The sequence below is a fragment of the Vibrio metoecus genome (assembly GCF_009665255.1).
Classification (GTDB): domain Bacteria; phylum Pseudomonadota; class Gammaproteobacteria; order Enterobacterales; family Vibrionaceae; genus Vibrio; species Vibrio metoecus_B.
The window spans coordinates 1,144,630-1,166,398 of sequence record NZ_CP035686.1 but is presented as its reverse complement, the minus strand read 5'-3'; the positions used below and the strand labels follow the sequence as shown (position 1 = coordinate 1,166,398).

The 21,769-nt window shown below is 45.7% G+C and carries 23 protein-coding genes and 2 tRNA genes; 10 read left to right on the top strand and 15 right to left on the bottom strand.

Translation table 11 applies throughout. The annotated features are described in order from the left end of the window. Positions 1 to 16: 16 nt before the first annotated feature. The 4 genes from EPB59_RS05320 to EPB59_RS18415 all read right to left on the bottom strand — a co-directional run bounded on the left by EPB59_RS05320 (position 17) and on the right by EPB59_RS18415 (position 2,151). On the bottom strand, positions 17 to 1,450 hold the full coding sequence (locus EPB59_RS05320; protein ID WP_055050833.1) for an MDR family MFS transporter: 1,434 nt from the start codon (positions 1,448 to 1,450) through the stop codon (positions 17 to 19). Positions 1,451 to 1,779: 329 nt separating this feature from the next. Then, positions 1,780 to 1,856: transfer RNA gene (locus tag EPB59_RS05315), tRNA-Val, on the bottom strand. A 21-nt stretch (positions 1,857 to 1,877) separates the two neighbouring features. Then, positions 1,878 to 1,954, bottom strand: a tRNA-Val gene (locus tag EPB59_RS05310). 23 nt (positions 1,955 to 1,977) lie between these two features. Continuing rightward, on the bottom strand, positions 1,978 to 2,151 hold the full coding sequence (locus tag EPB59_RS18415) for a hypothetical protein (protein WP_195707063.1): 174 nt from the start codon (positions 2,149 to 2,151) through the stop codon (positions 1,978 to 1,980). A gap of 74 nt (positions 2,152 to 2,225) precedes the next feature. Between EPB59_RS18415 and EPB59_RS05305 the strand changes: the two genes are divergently transcribed. Then, a complete protein-coding gene (locus tag EPB59_RS05305) occupies positions 2,226 to 3,284 on the top strand; it encodes a GGDEF domain-containing protein (protein ID WP_154171754.1) in 1,059 nt (352 codons plus the stop codon). Here EPB59_RS05305 and EPB59_RS05300 read toward each other — a convergent pair whose 3' ends face one another. The 6 genes from EPB59_RS05300 to EPB59_RS05275 form a co-directional block, all read right to left on the bottom strand. Further along, positions 3,285 to 3,965 (bottom strand): DUF2726 domain-containing protein, encoded by a 681-nt coding sequence (locus tag EPB59_RS05300; protein WP_154171753.1) that lies wholly within the window; start codon positions 3,963 to 3,965, stop codon positions 3,285 to 3,287. Positions 3,966 to 4,184: 219 nt separating this feature from the next. After that, positions 4,185 to 4,988: a hypothetical protein gene (locus tag EPB59_RS05295; RefSeq protein ID WP_154171752.1), complete on the bottom strand. Its 804-nt coding sequence runs from the start codon at positions 4,986 to 4,988 to the stop codon at positions 4,185 to 4,187. 135 nt (positions 4,989 to 5,123) lie between these two features. Further along, entirely contained in the window at positions 5,124 to 6,101 is a 978-nt protein-coding gene (locus EPB59_RS05290) for a chemotaxis protein CheV (RefSeq protein WP_000070387.1), read from the bottom strand. A 27-nt stretch (positions 6,102 to 6,128) separates the two neighbouring features. Then, positions 6,129 to 6,902: a substrate-binding periplasmic protein gene (locus tag EPB59_RS05285; protein ID WP_154171751.1), complete on the bottom strand. Its 774-nt coding sequence runs from the start codon at positions 6,900 to 6,902 to the stop codon at positions 6,129 to 6,131. A 65-nt stretch (positions 6,903 to 6,967) separates the two neighbouring features. Next, complete coding sequence (locus EPB59_RS05280) at positions 6,968 to 7,654, bottom strand: response regulator (RefSeq protein ID WP_154171750.1); 687 nt, start codon at positions 7,652 to 7,654, stop codon at positions 6,968 to 6,970. Continuing rightward, complete coding sequence (locus EPB59_RS05275) at positions 7,654 to 9,270, bottom strand: sensor histidine kinase (protein WP_154171749.1); 1,617 nt, start codon at positions 9,268 to 9,270, stop codon at positions 7,654 to 7,656. Before EPB59_RS05275 ends, EPB59_RS05280 begins: the two co-directional genes overlap by 1 nt. A gap of 327 nt (positions 9,271 to 9,597) precedes the next feature. Between EPB59_RS05275 and EPB59_RS05270 the strand changes: the two genes are divergently transcribed. The 5 genes from EPB59_RS05270 (at position 9,598) to EPB59_RS05250 (ending at position 14,742) form a co-directional block, all read left to right on the top strand. Continuing rightward, entirely contained in the window at positions 9,598 to 9,831 is a 234-nt protein-coding gene (locus EPB59_RS05270; RefSeq protein ID WP_001250486.1) for a hypothetical protein, read from the top strand. 191 nt (positions 9,832 to 10,022) lie between these two features. Then, the gene (locus EPB59_RS05265) at positions 10,023 to 11,441 is read left to right on the top strand and encodes a TolC family protein (protein ID WP_154171748.1); all 1,419 of its coding nucleotides are present in this window, start codon (positions 10,023 to 10,025) and stop codon (positions 11,439 to 11,441) included. Positions 11,442 to 11,452: 11 nt separating this feature from the next. After that, positions 11,453 to 12,427 carry an HlyD family secretion protein gene (locus EPB59_RS05260; protein WP_154171747.1) on the top strand — a complete coding sequence of 325 codons (975 nt, stop codon included), beginning with the start codon at positions 11,453 to 11,455 and terminating at the stop codon, positions 12,425 to 12,427. Between the two features lie 18 nt (positions 12,428 to 12,445). Next, positions 12,446 to 13,597: an ABC transporter permease gene (locus tag EPB59_RS05255; RefSeq protein ID WP_195707062.1), complete on the top strand. Its 1,152-nt coding sequence runs from the start codon at positions 12,446 to 12,448 to the stop codon at positions 13,595 to 13,597. Beyond that, positions 13,594 to 14,742, top strand: a complete 1,149-nt coding sequence (locus EPB59_RS05250) for an ABC transporter permease (protein WP_154171745.1) — start codon at positions 13,594 to 13,596, stop codon at positions 14,740 to 14,742. The genes EPB59_RS05255 and EPB59_RS05250 overlap by 4 nt, the downstream gene beginning before the upstream one ends. 3 nt (positions 14,743 to 14,745) lie before the next feature. Here the strand turns inward: EPB59_RS05250 and EPB59_RS05245 are convergent, their stop codons facing one another. Continuing rightward, positions 14,746 to 15,120, bottom strand: coding sequence for an ATP-binding protein (locus tag EPB59_RS05245; protein WP_001247357.1), 375 nt, complete (start codon positions 15,118 to 15,120; stop codon positions 14,746 to 14,748). Positions 15,121 to 15,259: 139 nt separating this feature from the next. Here EPB59_RS05245 and metA point away from each other — a divergent pair, with 139 nt between their 5' ends. Continuing rightward, positions 15,260 to 16,201 (top strand): homoserine O-acetyltransferase MetA, encoded by a 942-nt coding sequence (gene metA / locus EPB59_RS05240; RefSeq protein WP_055050845.1) that lies wholly within the window; start codon positions 15,260 to 15,262, stop codon positions 16,199 to 16,201. Positions 16,202 to 16,384: 183 nt separating this feature from the next. After that, on the top strand, positions 16,385 to 17,098 hold the full coding sequence (pilW, locus tag EPB59_RS05235; RefSeq protein WP_055050846.1) for a type IV pilus biogenesis/stability protein PilW: 714 nt from the start codon (positions 16,385 to 16,387) through the stop codon (positions 17,096 to 17,098). A gap of 5 nt (positions 17,099 to 17,103) precedes the next feature. Here the strand turns inward: pilW and EPB59_RS05230 are convergent, their stop codons facing one another. The 3 genes from EPB59_RS05230 to EPB59_RS05220 all read right to left on the bottom strand — a co-directional run bounded on the left by EPB59_RS05230 (position 17,104) and on the right by EPB59_RS05220 (position 18,986). Beyond that, a complete protein-coding gene (locus EPB59_RS05230; protein ID WP_001217312.1) occupies positions 17,104 to 17,325 on the bottom strand; it encodes a hypothetical protein in 222 nt (73 codons plus the stop codon). A 72-nt stretch (positions 17,326 to 17,397) separates the two neighbouring features. Next, a complete protein-coding gene (rlmF, locus tag EPB59_RS05225; RefSeq protein WP_154171744.1) occupies positions 17,398 to 18,483 on the bottom strand; it encodes a 23S rRNA (adenine(1618)-N(6))-methyltransferase RlmF in 1,086 nt (361 codons plus the stop codon). Beyond that, entirely contained in the window at positions 18,480 to 18,986 is a 507-nt protein-coding gene (locus EPB59_RS05220; RefSeq protein WP_000553153.1) for a M48 metallopeptidase family protein, read from the bottom strand. Before EPB59_RS05220 ends, rlmF begins: the two co-directional genes overlap by 4 nt. A gap of 288 nt (positions 18,987 to 19,274) precedes the next feature. Here EPB59_RS05220 and EPB59_RS05215 point away from each other — a divergent pair, with 288 nt between their 5' ends. Next, positions 19,275 to 19,508: a glutaredoxin family protein gene (locus tag EPB59_RS05215; protein WP_000832721.1), complete on the top strand. Its 234-nt coding sequence runs from the start codon at positions 19,275 to 19,277 to the stop codon at positions 19,506 to 19,508. Positions 19,509 to 19,538: 30 nt separating this feature from the next. Here the strand turns inward: EPB59_RS05215 and EPB59_RS05210 are convergent, their stop codons facing one another. Beyond that, positions 19,539 to 20,408 (bottom strand): LysR family transcriptional regulator, encoded by an 870-nt coding sequence (locus EPB59_RS05210; protein ID WP_000453908.1) that lies wholly within the window; start codon positions 20,406 to 20,408, stop codon positions 19,539 to 19,541. Between the two features lie 105 nt (positions 20,409 to 20,513). Between EPB59_RS05210 and EPB59_RS05205 the strand changes: the two genes are divergently transcribed. Then, positions 20,514 to 21,731, top strand: a complete 1,218-nt coding sequence (locus tag EPB59_RS05205; protein WP_000571081.1) for an MFS transporter — start codon at positions 20,514 to 20,516, stop codon at positions 21,729 to 21,731. Positions 21,732 to 21,769 lie beyond the last annotated feature (38 nt).

The window sequence follows — 21,769 nt, the reverse complement described above, 5'->3', positions numbered from 1 at the left end:
AGATACATTCGTCATATCAAGAGTCGAAGGCGTAATCATCTAACTGAATTTTAGGGGCTCGCAACGCATTCAGCGCCCCCAGCAACGCGAGCAGTCCGGCAACCGCAAAACCAATTTGAAAGGCATGCAGCACCTCACTTTGTGGCATAGCAGCAATCGCTTTCAGGCCACTATGTGGAGAGAGCCCCGGTAGTAAAGAGTAGATCAAGGTACCAAAAAATGCGGTACCCACCGAAGCCCCCAAAGAGCGGCTTAATGAAGCCATGGCGGTAATCCGCCCTAAATTTGCCTTGCCCGCTAACGTTTGAATCAACACTTGAGTTGAAGGCATCACCGTGCCTAGCCCTAGACCGCACAAGGCAGCAATCACACTGACCCACTGCGCCGATAACGGAAAAAAGGCTAATGCCGCAAATGCACAACTGCTTAAGCTCATGCCAAAAACGGGTAAGAATTTCGGCACGCCTGTTTTAGCGATCACTTTACCGGTGATATAGGCCCCACCAATAATCCCGCATGAAAGTGGGATTAACAGCAAGCCCGACTGCGCGGCATTAACCTTGAGTCCCAATTGCAAAAAAATGGGCAGAAAAAAGATCAATGCAAACAGACATGCAGCAAAAATAAACGTAGACAGTAGCGGAATATAAATTTCTCTGCGGGCTAATAAATGCAGCGGAAGAAAAGAGGCTTTAACACGCTTTTGCTGATTAATAAACAGCACAGAGGTGAGCACGAATAAGCCAACCAGTATCGCACTGGTGTTAGAAAACCATGGAAAATAATGCCCGCCCGCCGACAGCCAATAAATGATGAGTGTCATCATACTCGGAAAAAGGATCAGCCCTGCAACATCAATCGATGCCTCTGATTTGCGTGAACTTTGCACAAACTTGAATCGCGCCAAGCGATATAACGCAATACCGACTAAAGGCAAATTAAACCAGAACAGCCACTGCCAAGAGAGGTAAGTTACTAGCATCCCGCCAAGTACAGGGCCACCAATGCTGGCCACCGCAAACAAAGAAGAAAAGTACCCTTGAAACCTCGCACGCTCACGCGGAGGAACCAATTCACCAATCAGGGCTTGCGACAAACTCATCAATCCACCGCTGCCTAGCCCTTGTACAATACGCCCCGCGACGAGCCACGGCATATTGATCGCAAACGCACAAATCACTGAACCTAAGGCAAAAATACTCAATGCAATCATCAACATCGGTTTGCGCCCATACTGATCGCCTAACCAACCATACACGGGGACACTAGCGGCACTGGCTAGCATGTATCCGATCGCAATCCATGAGGAGAGTTGTAAATTGCCTAGGTCACGTACGATCGTTGGCGTCGCGGTCGCGAGTAGGGTTTGATCCACGGCGGCCAAAAACATCGGCAGAAATACCGTAAAGAAAATACTGAGAAAGGTTTTTCTATCCACTGGCTGTGACATACATCCCCCACTGACACCCTGCGTATTACCAGAACAATTTCATAGCACAAACACACAGTTATCATAAAGCAATCCTAGCCGCTCAGTGAGTAGATATTGCAACCTAGCTCCACAAGCCTCTGCCCAAAGCTTCATTGTTCGAATAACCTGTTCAGCCGATCGATTGTATTTCTGGTTAACAGAATAAAGATGTGTGCCGATGCATGATGAATGATGAATGATGAATGAAAAGTACATAACATAACGGGACATAAGTAAAAATGCGAATCACAGAAACAACAAAGCCCGCATTATGCGGGCTTTGTTGTGTGTTCAAACTGAACGAATTCTGGTGCGTCTAAGTGGACTCGAACCACCGACCCCCACCATGTCAAGGTGGTGCTCTAACCAACTGAGCTATAGACGCATACTGTTTTGAAGTTTCTCATGGTGCGTCCGAGTGGACTCGAACCACCGACCCCCACCATGTCAAGGTGGTGCTCTAACCAACTGAGCTACGGACGCATCGCCTGAGAACGAGGTGGATATTAACGGCAGATTTTCTGACGTGCAAGCCCAATTTCTTTGTTTTTGAACCGTTTGGCTTTTCTATCATCAGTTTGATGATTTTTTACACTTCCACCATTTGTTTTCTTATATTCCTTCCCTAAAGCATGGACGATTTCAAGAATTAGAGCGCCGTCTAGTTTTGTGATATGCATTCAAGATCAATGTTGATCCGAGCAGTTAAGGCTGTACTATAAACGCTTAATTTTAGCCCCGAAGAGGGTAAGTCATGGATGCTAGGTTATTCGACAACACGCAAACACTGCGAGCGTCAGTGTTGTGCGGTCTCAGCTTCTTTTGGGCTTTGATCGCTTTTTTGATGGCGCTGATCAATTTTTGGTCACAACCAGAAATACAACTCGGGCTTATTGAGTTGGTTTGTGCTTTTTATTCTCTGTATATTTATACTCTGGCCAAACGCCGCGCTCACACGCAGGGGCAGGTTTACCTGTATCTATTCATCCTCACAGGCACAACCCTTTTCGCGACCTACATGAAACCCTTAGTGATGGGCATTTATGTTTGGAGCTGTTTTGTGCCTATCCTCTTTTATATTTTTACCTCAACTCGCTTTGCTTTTCTCACTTCAAGTATCTTCTTGCTCTTGCAAGGCAGCGTTGTATATTGGCAATCACAAAATGATCCCTCAATTTCTGGGGCAATTTTACTGCACTTTTGTTTTGCCTATATTGGCCTTTGGGTCGTGGCTCATGTGTATGAAGAAAATCGCCGTAAAATTGAGAACTCCCTACTCTATCTGGCATCACGAGATCCTCTCACTGGGGCTCACAATCGTTTGTCGCTGACGACCTCCTTCCATCACTTTGAACAGTTTAGTGATCAAACATCACTCAGTTTATTGGTGATTGATTTGGATTTTTTCAAATTAATTAATGATCAGTATGGCCATGATACGGGTGATAAAGTTTTGGTGGAAACCACACGCCTGTTGGCTCAAGTGGTTGGCGACAATAATTTATATCGGATTGGTGGTGAAGAGTTTTGCGTAACGCTGTTTGATCAATCTTTAGAACAAGCCGAAAGAGTTTGTGAGCGGTTAAGAACCATCATTAGCCAGCATTTATTCGCTTTTGGTGATAAGCGTGTGCAAGTGACCATAAGTATCGGAGTATGTGAATATCAACCAGGAGATCAACTCAATGATCTTCTGAAATTTGCAGATATTGAACTGTATCGGGCCAAAAAGGCGGGAAGAAATCAGGTTCGTTTATTTCAACATGCGCAATTCAACATCAACCGAGCGAATCAACAAACCGAGAACCTGTAATTAGTTATTATCGTTAGCTTCTTCGTCTTCAAATTCGTAAACCACATTGTAGTTTTCTGTGTAAGAACAGTGTGGTTGACGGCTACAAGTAAAGAAGCGTCGCCCACGGTATTCACCTTGAGTTGCCACTTTGATCACCATCGGACTGCCGCAACGCTTACAAAAGCGCACTTCTTGATCCGGCTGAATGAGATCAATGTGTGCAGCCAGCAAACGTCGCAGTTTTCCCACTTGATAGCTCATTCGAACATTGGTACCAATCAAAGGGATATTGGCAGATTTGCACACGTGGAGTAGCAGCTTCTCACGCTCAACCTTACCTTTTTGCAGCTCTTTACCATCATCCAATTCAATGACGACTCTGGGTTCAAGCGTTCTCGCATCACACACCAAAAAGTCAAAGTAACTTTTTGATATTTTGTTATAGGCAATGAACCAATGCTTTTTGCTTGGTAATTTATGCGGCGTGATGACATTCGCCATATTCACTTTTGCCAGTACCACACCGTGGTCGCCCACAGCACTGACTAACGCGTTATAAAACGCGCTTTCTTTCATATCGAGCAGCGGCCCTCTTTTTTTATAGGTATACTCCTTGGTGTCATCGTGACGGATCACGTACTTTTGAATAATGAAAAAAAACAGCACAAGCAGGATGACGACAATAAAAATTTCAACCATAAATCATTTGAACCGCAGTAATTAAAGAAGTGACATCCTAATGTGCTCAAAAAGTGCCAACCTGTTATCACTTCTTGCAATCAATGGATGATCGATTTGCTATTGATAACTGATGTTGTGTTGAAAGACCAGTTTGGATTATTGATTTTGTGCCGAAAATAAAGGAGTTAGCCCATTCTTATTGAAAGAAGGTTGTTGAGTCACGAAAAAGGCTCTCCATTAATTCTTCTCTGGCATTTTCAGCTCAATCACTTGGCGTTGATTGAGTCTTAATAAAGACAATGACTTTCCCCAATATTGCTCAATCAAACGATCCATTAACCCCGACTCTACGGCCTTTTTCAAAGCCTGTTCTAAGGTATCTTTGTACTGAGCAGTTTTAGGGCTGAGATAGAATCTAAAATCATTTTGATACTGGAGCAGCAAATGCTGCTCAATAGCAAGGTGGGGATTGAGGATCGACTCTTGGTAAATTTCAGTCACACCACGAGGGAAATAGTTCACCTCTCCAGTGACGGTAAGTTTTTTGTACAGTTCTCTCCATTCCCCATTTTGAATATAAAAAGGCAACTGATTGTAACGCCAGACAGCAATATCCAACCAATGCTCACCTAACCCTGCAATCAACTGTGTTTTACGCATGTCATCTAAAGTGGCGACGTTGTCGAATCGACTTTGCAGGCTGGGAGGAATGAGCAATATGCGCTGCCCGATTAAACCATGCGTCAGCGGAATATCGATATAAGCAAAATGTTGATTACGCTCTGGACTTTCTAATAACCAAGTCAATGACAATTGGTCGTTTTCCACCATTTTCACTACGCGTTTTTGGGGAAGGTGTGAATAAGGAGTCTCAATAATCAGCTCAATACCTTGATCAGCTAAAGCGCGAGTGAGTAATTCATGGTAGTAAGCGTGACCATTATCGTTTTGTGCAGGTAACACCAACGTTATGGTTTGATTACCCGCCCAAACGCTGACTGAAAAGAATAATAAAAAAAATGGCAACCAAGATGTTCGCATACTGCCTCCACCGCTACTTTATCCTCTGCCATCTCATAGTGCGGTATTGCCAAGACGTCTACTGTTGAAGGTTTAACGTTTTCACTACAAAGGGACTCTTATCATTGAGAAAAGCGGAGCTTAGCTCCGCTTCTGTCACATATTGAGTACGTATTTATCCATCATCGACACCATTCTGCCAATTTCTGGTTTTGTGATGGTATCGTTAGCCCCCAGAGCCAACGCTTTGGCACGGTTATCATCACTCATCAATGAGGAGAACATAACAATCGGCATTGACCGATAAGATTCATCATCACGCAGGCGTTTGACTAGATGCATACCATCCATACGTGGCATTTCAACGTCAGTGACAACCGCATCCACCAGTTCGCTGACGGCAATATTCTCTTCTTTCGCGACGGTTTTGATCTCCATTAATTTCTCAAAAGCTTCACCACCGTCTTTACATGCAATGATGTTATAACCGGCAGAGCTCAACGTATCTTGGATCAAACTACGAATAAAGGCTGAGTCATCCACCACCATGACCGTTTTGGCATTACGCTTGGTAACCATGCGCTGATTCAGGTCGACTTTTCTATCCACCGTCACATCGTATTTTTCCATGCTCAACTCAGGGTTGATATCAGCAATAATTTTCTCGAAGTCGAGGATCATGATGAGTTTTTTATCTTGGCGTACCACCGCCACCACACAATCTTGCTCACCTGCCTCAAGAAATTGACTCGGTGATTCTACGTCATTCCAAGAAATACGATGGATCCGGCTAATACTGTCGATCAAGAAGCCGTTGGTCATGCGGTTAAAATCCGTCACGATCACATATTTTTTGCTGATATCGGTCGAAGTAGGCACTCCAAGCCATCCTGCGAGATCAACGAGCGGCGTCAAAATTTCCCGTGAGGAAAACACCCCTATCATATGTGGTTGGGCATTCGGATAATCAGTGGTTTCTGGCACTCGAATAACTTCGCGAACTTTCGCGACGTTAATACCGTAGTAGCAGGTTTTGGTCCGCCCATCAGGAAGCACTTTCTCAAGATGAAATTCGATGATCTCTAACTCGTTAGTGCCGCTTTCAGTCAAAATAGTACTGCTTGGGTTGCTCATAATCGTCACATCTTCTCGGGATGGTTATCAATATTTATCGAGTATTGCTTGATATCGATTTACGCCATGTTCATCAACACTGTTTTTAATCAGCTCAATGCCCTTTTGTAAATCCGCTAATACCGACTTATCTATATTTTTGTTAAATGCATAATACAGTGAACCTTGCATTAAAACGTACACGGTTTCAAAGTCTTCAACAGGAATATTTTCTTGGCTCATCCACCATAGTGCTGTTCTTTCATCATAGGCCAACAAATCAATACGGCGCTTTAGTAGCTGTTCAGCCAAACTGCTCACAGTTGAACCCTCTACCATTGATTCTCTTGGTACGCCTACTTGCAGTAATTGCTGTTCTCCAATGTCATCACGGATCACGCCAATTCGATAATTCCCTAACTCAATCGGATCGGTCACCGTGATGTGACTTGATTTGCGTGCTAACACGACCACTTTTATATCGGCAATCGGCCCCACCCAGTTAAATAAATTTTCACGATGTGTGGTACGAGTCGTTGAAAACAACACACCATCTGACTTTAGGAGCGCCGAACGGTAAGATCGCGGCCAAGGTTGCACTAAAATATGTTCTGGATTCAAGGTTACATGAGTTACCGCTGCAGCTTGTTGAAGTAAATCAACCGCAATGCCTGCTGGCTTACCATCTTGTTCAAAGTTTAGTGGTGGATAATTTTCTGTGTAATACGTTAACGACTCCAAACCTTGAGCTTGCACGTTGACACTGAAACTCCATCCAAGAACAACACCGAGTATTGCTGTCAAACAAAAACGCCATTGCATCTGTCGACCTCATCACATTCGTGTAATCTGTTTAAACTTTAGATGCAGTTATCCGATCCGTCTAATCAGGATGTGTGACGAAGCACTCGGCGGTATGTTCGTTCTGGTCGTCCAACCGTACCATAAGTGAGATCAGCCTCCAACTCTCCAGCACTGATAAGATACTCAAGATAGCGCCGAGCTGTTGTGCGGCTTGCCCCAATTTTGTCACCCGCTTCATCGGCAGTCAGCATGGCAGACTCTTGAAATAACACACGAATTTTATCTAACGTTACCGCATCAATTCCTTTCGGTAAACGCTGAGGTAAAGTGTCAGTAGCATGTGGCGTAAACATTTTATCCACCTTGCTCTGATCAAAATCCGCCCACTGTGTTAGCTCGATTTGCCGCAACTGATATTTTTTTAAGGCGGCCTCAAGTCTTGGAAACATCACTGGCTTGAGTAAATAATCCACTACCCCTCCGCGCATGGCTTGTTGTAGGGTATCCACCTCGCGTGCCGCCGTGATCAAAATAACATCGCAATGTACATTGCGCCCACGGATCCACTGTAGAAACTCCAGTCCCGTACCATCAGGGAGATAAACATCCAATAAGACAAGATCCGGATTAAGCACTTCTACTTGCAGACGCGCATCAGCTTGTGAAGTCGCAATACCCACCACATCAAAACCGTCTAATTGATTGAGATAACGATGATGAAGTTGAGCTATCGCAGGGTCATCTTCAATAATCAGGATCCGGGTATTCATTACATTTCATCCTTGGGTAAATAGACCGTCATTCTTGTACCTTGTGTTTTGCTATGCATTTCCAACTGCCCTTGATAACGATCGGCCAGTTGTTTGACCAAATAAAGCCCCACACCACGATTTTGTTTCGCTTTGCTCGACACGCCCTTTTCGGTCAGTTGCCATTGTTCTAGCTCTTTGGGTAAACCACAGCCTTGGTCATCCACCTCTAAAATGATTTCGTTGCCAAAATCACTGATCGACACTTCAATCACTCTTCGTTCTTGTGGAACTACGCTAAGTGCTCGCACCGCGCTCAAGGAGGCATCAAACGCGTTATCAATCAGATTACCAAGAATAGTGACCACATCTTCTGCTTTAATGTGCAGTGGTAAAGCTTCAAGGCGAGCCCCCTCTTCAACCCATAACTCTAAACCGAGTTCGCGAGCGCGTTCCGTTTTCCCAAGTAGCATTCCAGCAATCAGCGGATCCTTAATCGTTTCACGCAAAAATTCAATAAGCGACTGATAATGCTCTGTTTCCTGCCCAATCAATTGCTGTACAGATTCAATCTCCCCCATTTGCAACAACCCACTGATGGTATTTAATTTATTTCTATGTTCATGGGTTTGTGAACGAAGCATTTCAGCATATTCACGCGTTTGAGCCAGTTGTTCAGTCAATTCATTAATTTCATCGCGCAAACGAAAGCTGGAAACCGCACCAACCACTTTACCCTCGACGACAATCGGACTTCGGTTAGCGATAATCCAATGTTTATTCAAATAAAGTTCGATATCGTGATCCGTTCTACCAGTAGCAAGTACCGTATAGAGATCACTTTCTGGCAATAACGTCGTTAAGCGTCGATTCAACGCCTGCTCGCGTTGCAAACCCAAGATCTCGCAAGCACTTTTATTAATCGAACGCAAAATGCCTTTGTCATCGATACTGATGATCCCCTCTTTCAAGGTGCTCATCGTCACGTCTAACTCAACATACAATCGAGCGATTTCCTCTGGTTCAAAGCCCAAAATCGCACGCTGAAAACGACGGGAAGCATAGCTAGAGACCAACGCATTGGCTCCCACCACTAAGAGAGCTGTCGCAATCAGATAAAATAGAAAAGGTTCGACTCTATCTTGTAGCCGTTCAATCAAGTAACCAACCGAAACCACTCCAAGAATTTGACCATCGCGCCCCACAACCGCCGCTTTGCCGCGCACTGATTTACCTAAAGAACCTTGAGCAAAAGAAACATACGCTTCGCCATCAAGCAAAGCTCTATCGTTGTCCCCGCCAACCATGGGTTTCCCAATACGTTCATTAAGCGGATGAACAAGCCGAATGCCTTTATTGTCACCAATCACGATGAACGCGGCGCCAATCAATTGGGTTAACTCTCGATAGGCTTGTTGTTGTTCATCACTGGCATTGCCCGTTTGGATCATCGAAATAACTGCAGGTGTTTGAGCGAGAAACGCTGCGACTCCGAGCGCCTTTTGGCCTACTTCTTGTTCTTGGGAGTGTTTGACATAGATAAATCCCGCCGCAACCAACAGTAGCAGCTCGATCAATCCCGATAATGTCATGATAATTAACATTCGCTTGCGGAAAGTAAGGCTATTCCACACCATAATTCACTCCTTGTTGGCGAGTGAAAACTAACATCAATTTAACATGGTTGTGAGTTTGTCAGTACATAAGTGTGAGGCTGACACGGGATCCTCCCTCTCCACTTTTCGTTAGTGCATTTTTCAGCACCACCAAGCAAAACTGATTGCATATCCATTTTATGGCACAGGTCACAACAAATCTGCACTTCACTGCCGCAACTTTATTGGTTAAGAAGTATACTTAATGCGCAGTGAGCATAAACCAGAGTGGGACGCAACGAGAACCTAACAACCACAATAATCCGTGCGACCAAGTTCACTCAACAACACGTCAGAAGGAATAGGGACATGAGAAGAGATGCTTTTGGAATTTGCCTTTCAAAAGACATGCTTTGCGAGCATTTACACTCAACGTTCACCCATGTGAGAGCTTATGAAATTGAGCCAGAGACTCATGATGAAATGCGCGTATTGTTCGCGTTTCCCCAAATGTCCGGCAAAGATGTTCTCACCACAATGCAGGGAACTAAAAAATTAGTCTGGAGAGCCGATTACCACTGTCCTTCTTACCCTCATTGCTAACCGCTAATCATTGTACTGGATGGCGTTTTATCTCACAGCCAAACATTGATTTTTGGCGGAATCACTTGTTATCCCCAAAACTGACTTGCTCTTGCAAGTCAGTTTTTTATACTGAGCTCGTTAACTCTTTGTTTGACTTCATCACACAAAAAATAGAGCATTAGCTCTAAATTCATTCTGTCGAGTCCAAAATGAAAGTAAAATTCCTCTCTTTGGTGGTCTGTTCTCTACTCTCCATACCGACTACCTACGCTGCCCCCTTGTCATTTCAAGATGCTTGGGAATTGCTGCAACAACAAAACAACTCGCTTGCCGCACAAAGAGCCAATGTTGAACGCTATTCCCATCTAAAAGACGCCACGCAAAATCTGAACTTACCTTCAGTCAGCGTTGGGGCGAATTTTACTCGGCTTGATCAGGATGTAACGCTTTCAGGAAAACAAATCTTTGATAGCACAGGTCAACCTCTGCCAGCTTTACCCCCGACACTCGCGCCACTACTTGCAGGGTTGGGATCGATTCAGTCCACCATCACTGAACGCGATATTTTCACTTCGTCGATCCGTGCTATTTGGCCTATTTTTACTGGCGGCAGAATTACCGCCGCTCAAGATGCCGCTGCAGGTAAACAGGATGAAGCGCAAAGCCAACTGGCGATGGAAGTACAAGCCCGCTATGAGGATTTAGCTAAATATTACTTTAGCGTGGTGCTTGCCAAAGAGGTGCTGGAAACACGGGTTGCGGTAGAAGAAGGGCTGACTCAGCACCGAGATCACGCGCTTAAGCTCGAACAACAAGGGCAAATCGCTCATGTTGAGCGTCTACAAGCCGATGCGTCTTTAGACAAAGCCAAAGTCGAACGCAAAAAAGCACAGAAAACATTAGACATAGCCCAAAGTGCACTGACCCAAATTCTGGGCGCCACTGAAAAGGTAGAACCTAGCGGTACACTTTTTATTAATACCAGCCTCCCCCCGATGCATGCCTTTATTGAGCAAACGCTAAACACTTATCCTGGCTTGAACTTACTGGATGCTAAAGAGAAGCAAGCCAGCAGCCTGATTAAAGCGGAACAAGGCAAATACTATCCTGAAGTTTACCTTTACGGTGATTACAGCCTGCATGAAGATGACTCACTCGCCAGCCAAATGAAACCTGATTGGTTAGTCGGGGTGGGAGTGAATATTCCACTGATTGAAAATACGGGCCGTAGTGAGCAAGTGAAAGCCGCTAATAGTGCTGTCAATCAAGTTCGCTACTTAAAAGCGCAAGCTAAGCAAGATCTCAGCGTGTTGGTCGAAAAAACCTATTTAGAAGCCGAACAAGCGTTAGAAGAAGTCACTGGACTGAATTCCAGTTTGAATTTGGCACAAGAGAACCTGCGTTTACGCCAAAAAGCGTTCAGCCAAGGTTTATCCACCTCCGTCGATGTAGTGGATGCCGAACTCTATCAGGCGAGCATTCGCACTCAGCAATCATTGGCTAGCTTTAATTATCTTATTTCACTGAATAAATTACTGGCGCTGTCGAGCGAGATGAACAGTTTCTCCACTTATCATCAATCGGCAGTCTCTCTCTCTTCACTACACAAAAATGCAGCAGCCAAGTAAAAGGAATCGCAATGAAAACAGTAAAAACCACCTTAATGACCCTCACTGCTGTTGCCGTTGTCGGTTGGATTGGTTATCGCTTTTATCAAGCTTATCAACCCGATCCTGTTATGTTACAAGGCCAAATTGAGTCCCAGCAGTACAGCATTTCCTCCAAAGTACCGGGGCGTATTGACCAGGTTTTGGTACGAAAGGGCGATCAAGTTGAAAAAGGCCAACTGATTTTTACCCTACTCAGCCCTGAAATTGATGCCAAATTAGAACAAGCGATAGCTGGTCAAAAAGCCGCCGGAGCGTTGGCTCAAGAAGCAGAAAATGGCGCGCGTGAACAGCAAATTCAGGCCGCTAAAGATCAATGGCTTAAAGCTCAAGCCGCCGCAGATCTCGCTGAAAAAACCTATCTTCGCGTGAATAACCTTTATAACGATGGCGTGATGCCTGAACAAAAACGCGACGAAGCGAAAACCCAGTGGCAAGCCGCCAAATATACCGAGAGTGCCGCACTACAAATGTATGAACTCGCGAAAGCTGGCGCACGTGAAGAAACCAAACAAGCCGCGCTCGAAAAAGCACGTATGGCTGCTGGTGCGGTGGCTGAAGTCGAGGCGTATGCCGCCGATACCAAGATTCAAAGTTGGTTTGATGGTGAAGTGTCACAAGTGTTGATGCACAGTGGTGAGCTGGCTCCGCAAGGTTTCCCTGTCGTCACCGTAGTCGACACGCAAGACACTTGGGCGGTATTCAATGTTCGTGAAGATCTGCTTAAACACTTCACTCAAGGCACTCAGTTTGAGGCCTACTTACCTGCGCTTGATAATACCGTTGCGTTTAAAGTCACTCACGTTGCTGTGATGGGCGATTTCGCGACTTGGCGTTCAACCGATGCAACCCAAGGTTTCGATCTACGAACTTTTGAAGTGGAAGCCCGTCCAGTCACACCAACTGAAGGACTGCGCATGGGTATGAGCGTCGTGGTTAAGCTATAAGTTGTGGTTAAACTTAAGATGAAACACGCCATCCCTGTTCAATGGACGTTACTACGTCACGATCAATGGTTACTCTCATGCTTAACTTGGGTGCCGCTACTCCTCGCGGCCTCCATCTGGTGGATTTTTTCACAAGGTATCGCACGGGATCTGCCATTCGGTGTAGTGGATCTTTCCCACAGCCAACTTTCGCGACAACTGATCCGAGAAGTGGATGCAACATCCACTCTGCAAGTCAGTGAGCATTATGCGAGTGTGGATGAAGCAAGCCAAGCAATGCGTAGTAACCAAATTTATGGCTTTATGGTGATCCCAGCGCAATTCGATAAAGCAATATATCGTCAAGAACAGCCACAAGTGACCACTTTTTATAACAGCCAGATGATATTAGTCGGTAAATTGGTGAACTCCGCAGTTGTGCAAGCACAAGGAACCTTTAATGCACAGGTTGATGTGGTGAAGAATCTCGCCACTAAAAGTCATACCACAACGCTGGCGGCAATGGGGCGCTCAGTCCCCGTGCGAACCCAAATTACGCCTCTTTTTAACCAAAATACCAACTACGCACAATTTCTGGTCTCGGCCATTGTTCCTGCTTTATGGCAAATCACGATTGTCGTCAGCACTATTTTGATTCTGGCGGCCAACTATCGTCATTATGGCTTGAAGACATGGCTAGCCGATGCACCGCTGCGACATTTAATTCGCACCCTACTCCCTTATTTGCCGATTTTTATGCTGCAAGGGCTCGGTTTTTTAATTTGGTTTTATGATGTGCTGCGTTGGCCGATGTTTGGGCATTTTTCTGTATTATTGATTGCACAAGCCATTACGGTTATCGCTTGCGTAATCATGGGGGCATTTTTCTACTTCCTCACGCTCGATCCAGCTCGTGCAATGAGCTTTGCCGGAGCATTCACCGCGCCCAGTTTTGCCTTTATGGGAATTACCTTTCCGGCGAGCGATATGAACACGCTCGCTCAAGCGTGGCGCAATTTGTTACCGATCAGCCACTACATTGAAGTGCAAGTGAACCAAGTGAGCTATGGGCTTGAGGCCTTAAGTTCTTTACAACCTATGGTCAATATGTGGGGCTATCTTCTGCCGCTTGGTTTGGCTCTACTTCTGATCCGCAAGCATTTAGCGCGGGAAATGGGAGCTGCCGTATGACCCTATTTGAGCTATTTAAAGCAGAATTAAAAGCACTCTTCACCAACCCTGTTGTCGTGCTGACCGTTTTTGGTGGCGTGGTGTTTTATTCTTTCCTCTACCCGCTGCCTTACGCCAAGCAGATCCCCCGTGAACAGACCGTTTCTGTGGTCAATCTCGATCAAAGTCAGGCCAGTTTTCAACTGGAGCGGATGGTGGATGCCACGCCGCAAGTCAAAATTGTTCAGCGTGATCACACCATTGCCGATGCCAAACAAGCTTTCTTAGACAAGAAAGTGGCTGGCATACTGGTTATCCCTGAGCATTTCTACAAAGACTTATTGTTAGGGAAAAGCCCAACGCTCGCTTATGCGGGCGATGCTTCCTATTTTCTGGTTTACGGTACGATTGTTGAAGGTTTAGCCCAAGCGGGTGGCACACTCGCAGCACAAACCAAAGTCAGTCGTTTGGTCATCGAAGGTGAACCGATGGCGTTTGCCGCGCAGCATTTCTCGCCAACCAGTGCCAACCTGAAACCCACTTTTAACCCACGTATGGGCTATGTCGATTACGTCGTACCCGCCGTTTTTGTATTGATCCTGCAGCAAACGCTGATCATGGCAGCTGGATTGATGGTTGGGACACAAAAGCAAGGCCACGGCTATTGGAGTCGAGTCGCTCCTGCCAAACTGTTGTTAGTGCGTAGTTTTGTGCTGGTTGCAGTCTACTACTTGCTGAGTCTTTATTATTTCGGAGCTAGCTTTGATTTACACGGCGTAAATACGTTAGCAAAACCCAATGATCTACTCAGTCTGCTCTTGCCATTTTTATTAGCCTGTAACTTTGTCGGTATTGCGTTGGGAGCTGTGACTCCAAGACGTGAACTGGTCACTTTGGTGGTGTTAATTAGCTCGATGCCACTGATTTTTACCGCTGGTTTTATTTGGCCGTTGGAAATGATCCCTGCGCCTTTAGTCTGGCTTGCGCAGTGCTTCCCAAGCACGCCGGCAATCCAAGGCTTTCTAGGCTTAAACCAAATGGCGGCCAGTTGGTCAACCATAGCACCAAAATGGACACTCCTTTGGGCACAGGCTTTGGTATGGGGCGGTTTGGCGTTTTATCTTTTACGCCGAGATCTCCAGCGTACCGCTAAACACCCACAATAATGTCTACTCTTGCCACTGTTGACGCATGCGTTCGACAGTGGCTTCATCCACCCCATGCACGTTTTGATAACGTTCTCGACACACCAGAATCGTCAGCTTAGCTCGATATTGTCGGGCAAGTTTTCGGTATACCGCCATCTCCCAATGCCGAACAAAAGTATTCGATACCACCACGTCTTTGCCTTGTTGCAGCCAGTATTCCGTCTGTTGTTGACACCATTCATGGGCATGCGCCAAGTGTTCGGGGCGAAAATGGTACTCACCTTGTGGATTGACAAAATACATGTCTGCTTCCAGATGTACGGCAGGCAAGGTCTTCGCCAAGGTTGATTTCCCCGAACCGGGCAAACCGCGAATAAGGGTTAAGTGAGGTCGCATAGTTGATTCACAGTAGTCAATTGTGCCGAGAGATACTAACTTAGATTGAGGTTTGTTGCATTTTGCTATCGACAATAATTTTCGGTTGAGTTATAAGTCTAGATGTTTAGACGTCCATATCAAGCTTAGGGAGAAAGCTGTGCCGATTAGAATCCCCGACCAATTACCCGCGAGTGATGTGCTACGTAACGAAAACATCTTCGTTATGTCGGAATCACGTGCTTCGACGCAGGAGATACGCCCACTCAAGGTGTTGCTATTAAACTTAATGCCCAAAAAAATTGAGACGGAAACTCAATTTTTGCGCCTACTCTCTAATTCCCCCTTACAGGTGGATATTGAGCTGCTGCGCATCGATGATCGCCCAAGCAAAAACACCCCTGAAGAGCATCTCAACACCTTCTATCGTCAGTTTGAGTTAGTCAGAAACCGTAATTTCGACGGGTTGATCATAACTGGCGCACCTCTTGGCCTAGTGCAGTTTGAAGATGTCGCGTATTGGGAACATTTACAAAACATCATGAGTTGGGCGAAAGCACATGTGACTTCCACCCTTTACATCTGTTGGGCTGCGCAAGCAGGGCTAAAACTGCTGTACAACTTGCCTAAACGCACTCGTGAAGAGAAATTGTCCGGTGTGTATTACCATGATATTCACAAACCTTTTCATCCACTTTTACGCGGGTTTGATGATCGCTTTTTAGCGCCACACTCTCGCTATGCCGACTTTGAAGCTGACTTTTTGGCTGAGCATACTGATCTCGATATTCTCGCAACTTCCGATGTGGCGGGCGTTTACCTTGCGGCAACGAAAGACAAACGCAACGTGTTTGTAACCGGACACCCAGAATACGATGCCTTTACTTTACATAGCGAATATGTGCGCGATTTAGGTGAAGGGCTAAGTCCTGCAATTCCGGTGAACTACTACCCGAACGACAACCCAGATAATAAGCCCTGCGCCAGCTGGCGTAGCCATGGACACCTGCTATTTTCTAACTGGCTTAACTACTGTGTTTACCAACAAACACCGTACGATTTGGAAAAATTCAGCGAAGCAAACTTCACCAAAGATGAATAACCATTTCTGGGCCGCTTTACGCGGCCTTTTTTATACCTTAATTCATGCTCACATGGTCGCAATAGCGAGCGACATCAAGCAGATAAAGTCGTTAAGATTTGCCAACTGACTCGCAGACTTCACCCTCATTGCTCGGTCTTCTGTCTTAATTGCCTATCATGGGATAGTTAAGTGGAGGGGTATATGAAAAGAATGTTGGCAGTCGGTGTGATATTGGCCTTAAGCGGCTGTGTCACCGTAACCGAAACATCAGATATTGCAGCACAAAGCGATCCAACCGAAATGGCGGAAGCACGGATTGCCCTTGGTTTAGGCTATTTAGAAAATGGCAGCATGATCAAAGCCCGTGAAAACCTAGAAAAAGCGCTGCAACATGCCCCTCATTATTATCGTTCACAGCTCTCTATGGCTCACTATTTTGAGATGGTGGGAGAAAATGACTCGGCGCGAAAAATGTATCAATCGACGTTAAATCAGCACCCCAAAAACGGGAATGTACTGAATAACTTTGGTACTTTTTTGTGTAAACAAGGGGAATATGATACGGCGGATCAGTATTTTCGCCGAGCGGTCGAGCAACCTTATTATTACCTAATTTCGGCAAGTTACGAGAACGCGGGACTGTGTGCCTTAAAAGCGGGCAAGAATGATAACGCCCGTGAATATTTCAAGCGAGCGGTGGATCATGATCCGAATCGGCTACTGTCCATTTTACAACTCACTAAAATGGAAATTGACGCCGGAGATTACACTCAAGCTCGACTGCGGTTAATGGCATTAAATCAACGTTATGGCTACCAAAAAGCCTCACTCAAGCTATTGGTTGAGCTAGAAAAGCGTGCCGGTAATTCTGCATTAGAGCAGAAATACCAAACACTACTGGAGGCACAATCCTAGGTTTATTAAAGATTCGTCGGACGACCATTGCCTTTGCGATCGCGGTAGTGAATACGGCGTAGCCGACGTACCTTTTTAGCGCGCTGAATTTTTTGGTATTCGCGATAGATAACCCGAATAAAAAAACCAAGCCCAATCAGCAACAAAAGCGTAAAGACACTCATAAAAGGAACACACAGCCAGTGCGGTTGACAGGGTGCATAGAGCGGAACATCTTCGATTCTCATCTTGCCCCTCCTTTGTTAGTCTTTGATCGAACTGCATTTATGGATTAATGCTAGTCTGTTAACAACAGATTATCACTTTGTTTTCCACCACAGCTTGCGCTGCTCTGCATTTTGAAAACTCCAAGCAACAAAACGGCTGATCTTCTGTCCTTGTGCCATCTCTATTACATGTATCGACTGAGCGCCCAATTTTTCGAGCTGTTTTTTCATGCCGCGTACATTGTCACCCTTAGAAATCAAAGAACTAAACCAAAGCACTTGTTCGGCAAACTGCTGGCTTTCTACCGCCATTTTACCAATGAAAGCCGCTTCTCCTCCTAGGCACCATAACTCGGCTTTCTGACCACCAAAATTTAGCCTTGGGTGGCTTGAGGTTGGCGTTGCTAAACGGCCTTTCTTGCGTTGATTTGCCTGTAAGTTGGTCAACTTACGTTGGGTTCCTTGTTGAGCGTCCGCTAAGGATGCATGAAAAGGCGGGTTGCAAGTCGTCAGCGTATAACGCTCATTCGCCCCAATAATGCCGTTAAAAATATGTTGGCTGTTCTTTTGCAGGCGGCATTCGATATGGCCTTGCAGCTTCGAGTTGCTTTGAACAATCAAACTCGCTTGTTGAATTGAAACAGGATCAACATCACTGCCAACCCATGACCATCCGTATTCCGTAACTCCAACAATCGGATAGATACAATTCGCACCTACCCCAATATCCAGTGCTGTAACTTGAGAGTGGTTTAATTGGGGATTGTCCTTAAGCAAAAGATCGGCCACGCGATGAATGTAATCCGCACGACCCGGAATGGGCGGGCATAAAAAGCCCTCTGGGATATCCCAATAGGTGACACCGTAATGCAGAGCCAAAAGCGCTTTATTGAGTAACTTGACCGCGATCGGATCGGCAAAATTAATCGTCCATTGCCCTTTAGGATTTTTCATCACATGGGATTGCAACTCTGGCACAACCTTAATCAGTGCCGGAAAATCATACTGCCCGCGATGACGATTGCGTGGATGCAACCCAGATTTAACGGCAGCGACTTCCTCACCTTGTATTTTGTGGGTTACAGGCTGCTTATTTTGCTGCTTTTTCACAACTGGCTTATTGGCTTTCGGTTTTCGATTTGTTTTTTGCCCATGTTTTGGCTTAAGTGGAGTGTTCATGCTTTGCCTGCCTTGAGCTCTAGCACCATCATGTATAGCCGTGCATCCAGTTCAAGCTGATGATAATTCGGTTCCATATGGCAACAGAGCTGATAAAACGCTTTGTTGTGTTCTTTCTCTTTTAAATGCGCCAATTCATGCACCACTAACATGCGCAGTAGCGGTTCAGGTGCTTGTTTAAACACATTGGCAATACGGATTTCATTTTTTGCTTTCAGTTTATTGCCATGCACCCGAGAAACGTAGCTGTGTAACCCTAGCGCATTATTAATGAGATGAATTTTTCCGTCATACACCACTTTACTGAGCGGAGCCGTTTTCTTCATATATTGGTTTTTTAAAGCCATGGTGAAGTCAAACAGCGCTTTTTCACTCTGGATATCGTGCCGCTCAGGATAACGCTGCTCAAACCAAGGTATCAGCTTGTCGTTTGCGATCAGTTGAGCAACTTGTTCAACAATGTGTTGGGGATATCCCTGAATGTACTTCAGTGCAGGGTGCATACTCATTTCGCGTGCTCAGTTCGGGTTACAAAAAAGGTCGGCAAGTTTACTCAATTTCCACTCAAGAATCACCTGCATCGATAAATACGAGCGCATCAAACATGCCCAAACTACTTGAAGTTGCAGGTAGGCGGCAAATGAGTGAATCCCCATGAGCATAGAGACACTATGTGATTGGGGTGAACGAATGTAGCCAACACCGCTGCAGCTTCAAGTAGGAAGGGGATATTTGCATCTCCAGCCGACTCTCGATACACTTTGCGCCCTTTTGATACATGAGAGATTCCAATGAAACGCGTGGTTTTGTACATAAAAGATAAATGCCCACATTGCAAAGACGCCCAGCGTTATCTGGACTCAAAAGGCATTAAGTACCGCTTATGCAACGCAAAAATGGAACGCGGCCGCAAAGAGCTTGATGCTCTCGGCGCTCGCAGTGTACCAGTACTAAAAATTGGTGATCGTTTGATGATCGGCTGGAACCACACCAATTTTGAACGTATTTACAGCAGTAAAGATTAATAGCAGCAAAGATTAATGCTCTTCTTGGCGCTAAACGTACTTTTTCACAAACTCGATAAAAGTACGATCGGCATTGGACAGATAACCTTCTTTACGCCAAGCCAATGCAAGATCAAGCCACACCGGCGGTTCAAACGGAATCGCCTTCACTTCCGGTTCATTGCTGGTCACCAACTCCAACAGCGCGGTAATCGCATACTCATGTTTCACTATGCTTAAAATCATAGGTAACAAATTGGTTTCAAAAGAAAAATCCGCAGTAAACTTATGTTCTCGGCACACTTTATCGATAAAGTCTCGGTGAAAATAACCGGGTTTAAACATTACCAGTTCATGCTCAAAAAACTCGGCAAAAGTAAGATGACGACGTTCAGCTAACTCATGATTTTTGCCAACCACAGCAACCATTTGCGAAGAGAGCAACGGATCTGCTGCCAAATCGTCCGGCAGATCGTGATTCAAAATCACCCCAATATCCAACTCGCCTGAGAGCAGCATTTTGCGGATCGATTGAGTACCCGCTTCGATCACCGTCATTTTCAGATTCGGAAAGTGGCTTTTAAACGCCATAATGATTTGCGGGAAAAAGTAAGAGCCCATCATGCTTGGCGCGCCAAGGCGTACCTCGCCTTTCACAACGCCTTTGAGCTCATCAACCGCCAATTGGGCATCATTGACTTGTTGCAAAATGCGCTTGGCATGTTCAAGCAACACTTCGCCTTCATGAGTCAACGCGACTTTTCTTTCATCTCTTTTGAATAAGGTAACACCGAGCTGCTGCTCAAATTTCTTAATCGAAATGCTCAGTGCAGGCTGCGCAATATGCAGTTGCTGCGCGGCTAAGGTAAAACTTTCCCATTCTGCCACGGTCACAAAGTGACGCAGTTGTCGAACTTCCATCATATATCCTGTATATCGCAACCATATTTTTAATATATTTCATTAATCGAGATGCCACTGCTATCGTGATCACATCACCGCCTTTTTGCATCTTGGATCCGCTGTATGATTGAACTGCATTCTCCTCAATATTTAAAAGTGACCTTTGCCCTCGCCTTCGGCTCATTTTTAGTTTTCTGCAATCTTTATCTTTTCCAACCCATGCTGCCTTATTTGGCGAATCACTTTGCGGTTTCGGAAACCCAAATTAACTGGTTGTTTGCAGCGTCAACCTTAGCCTTATCACTTTGTCTCGTGCCTTGGGCGGTCACTTCGGAAGCCGTTGGGCGACGATTAGTGATGCTGACCGGCTTATTTGCTATGCCTGTGATTGGCTTAGCCATGCTTTATGCTGAGCAATTTTGGTTTTTGGTACTCACCCGAGCTTTAATGGGCGTAGCTTTAGCGGCTTTTGCTTCGGTTGCGGTGGCGTACATGGTGGAAGAGCTTTCTCCGCAAGCGTTTGGTAAGGCGATTGGTGGCTATATCGCGGCAAACTCATTGGGCGGTATTACCGGCCGCATTGCTGGAGGGTTACTCACCGATGCCCTTGGTTGGCAACATGCGGTCGTCGCGATGGCCATTTTTACTCTGCTCGGCGCACTTTTGGTCGCGTATTTACTGCCCATTCAACAGCATTTTAAACCGCAGCGTGGGCTGTTTTTCCATCACAATCGTGCGTTGGTTAAACATCTGCAAAACCGTACACTCTGGCTTGCTATGTTGATTGGCGGAGTTAACTTCGCGCTGTTTGTTAACCTCTATTCCGTCATGGGATTTCGTTTAGTCGCCGAACCCTACTCACTACCGATTGGCATTGCTTCACTGATTTTCGTCTGTTATTTGGCTGGAACACTGAGCTCAAAGCTCACCGCCAACTGGAACCGGCGTTTCTCCGCGATTCCCGGCATGATGCTTGGCGCACTCATCAGTATGGCGGGCATGTTGATTGCGTTGATTGAAGCGATACCCGCCATGCTGGCCGGTTTGATTTTGATTAGCTTCGGCGCCTTTTTCACCCACACTTTGGCTTACGCTTGGGTCAGCCAAAAAGCCACACAAGCCAAAGCCACCGCGACTGCACTTTACTTGGTTCACTACTACATCGGCGGTAGTTTAGGTGGTTTTTACCTGTTGTACTGTTGGCAACACGGTGGTTGGGAAATGGTTACCCTCGGCGGGTTAGGGCTGTACTTCATCTTGTTTATCCTTGGTTGGCGCTTAAGCCGACAAAATAAACAAACGCCACAGGGCAGTCAGGCTTTGGCCAGCCCTTCGGCCTAAGTTGTGCTATGCTCAGCGCCACATGATACAAGTAAAAC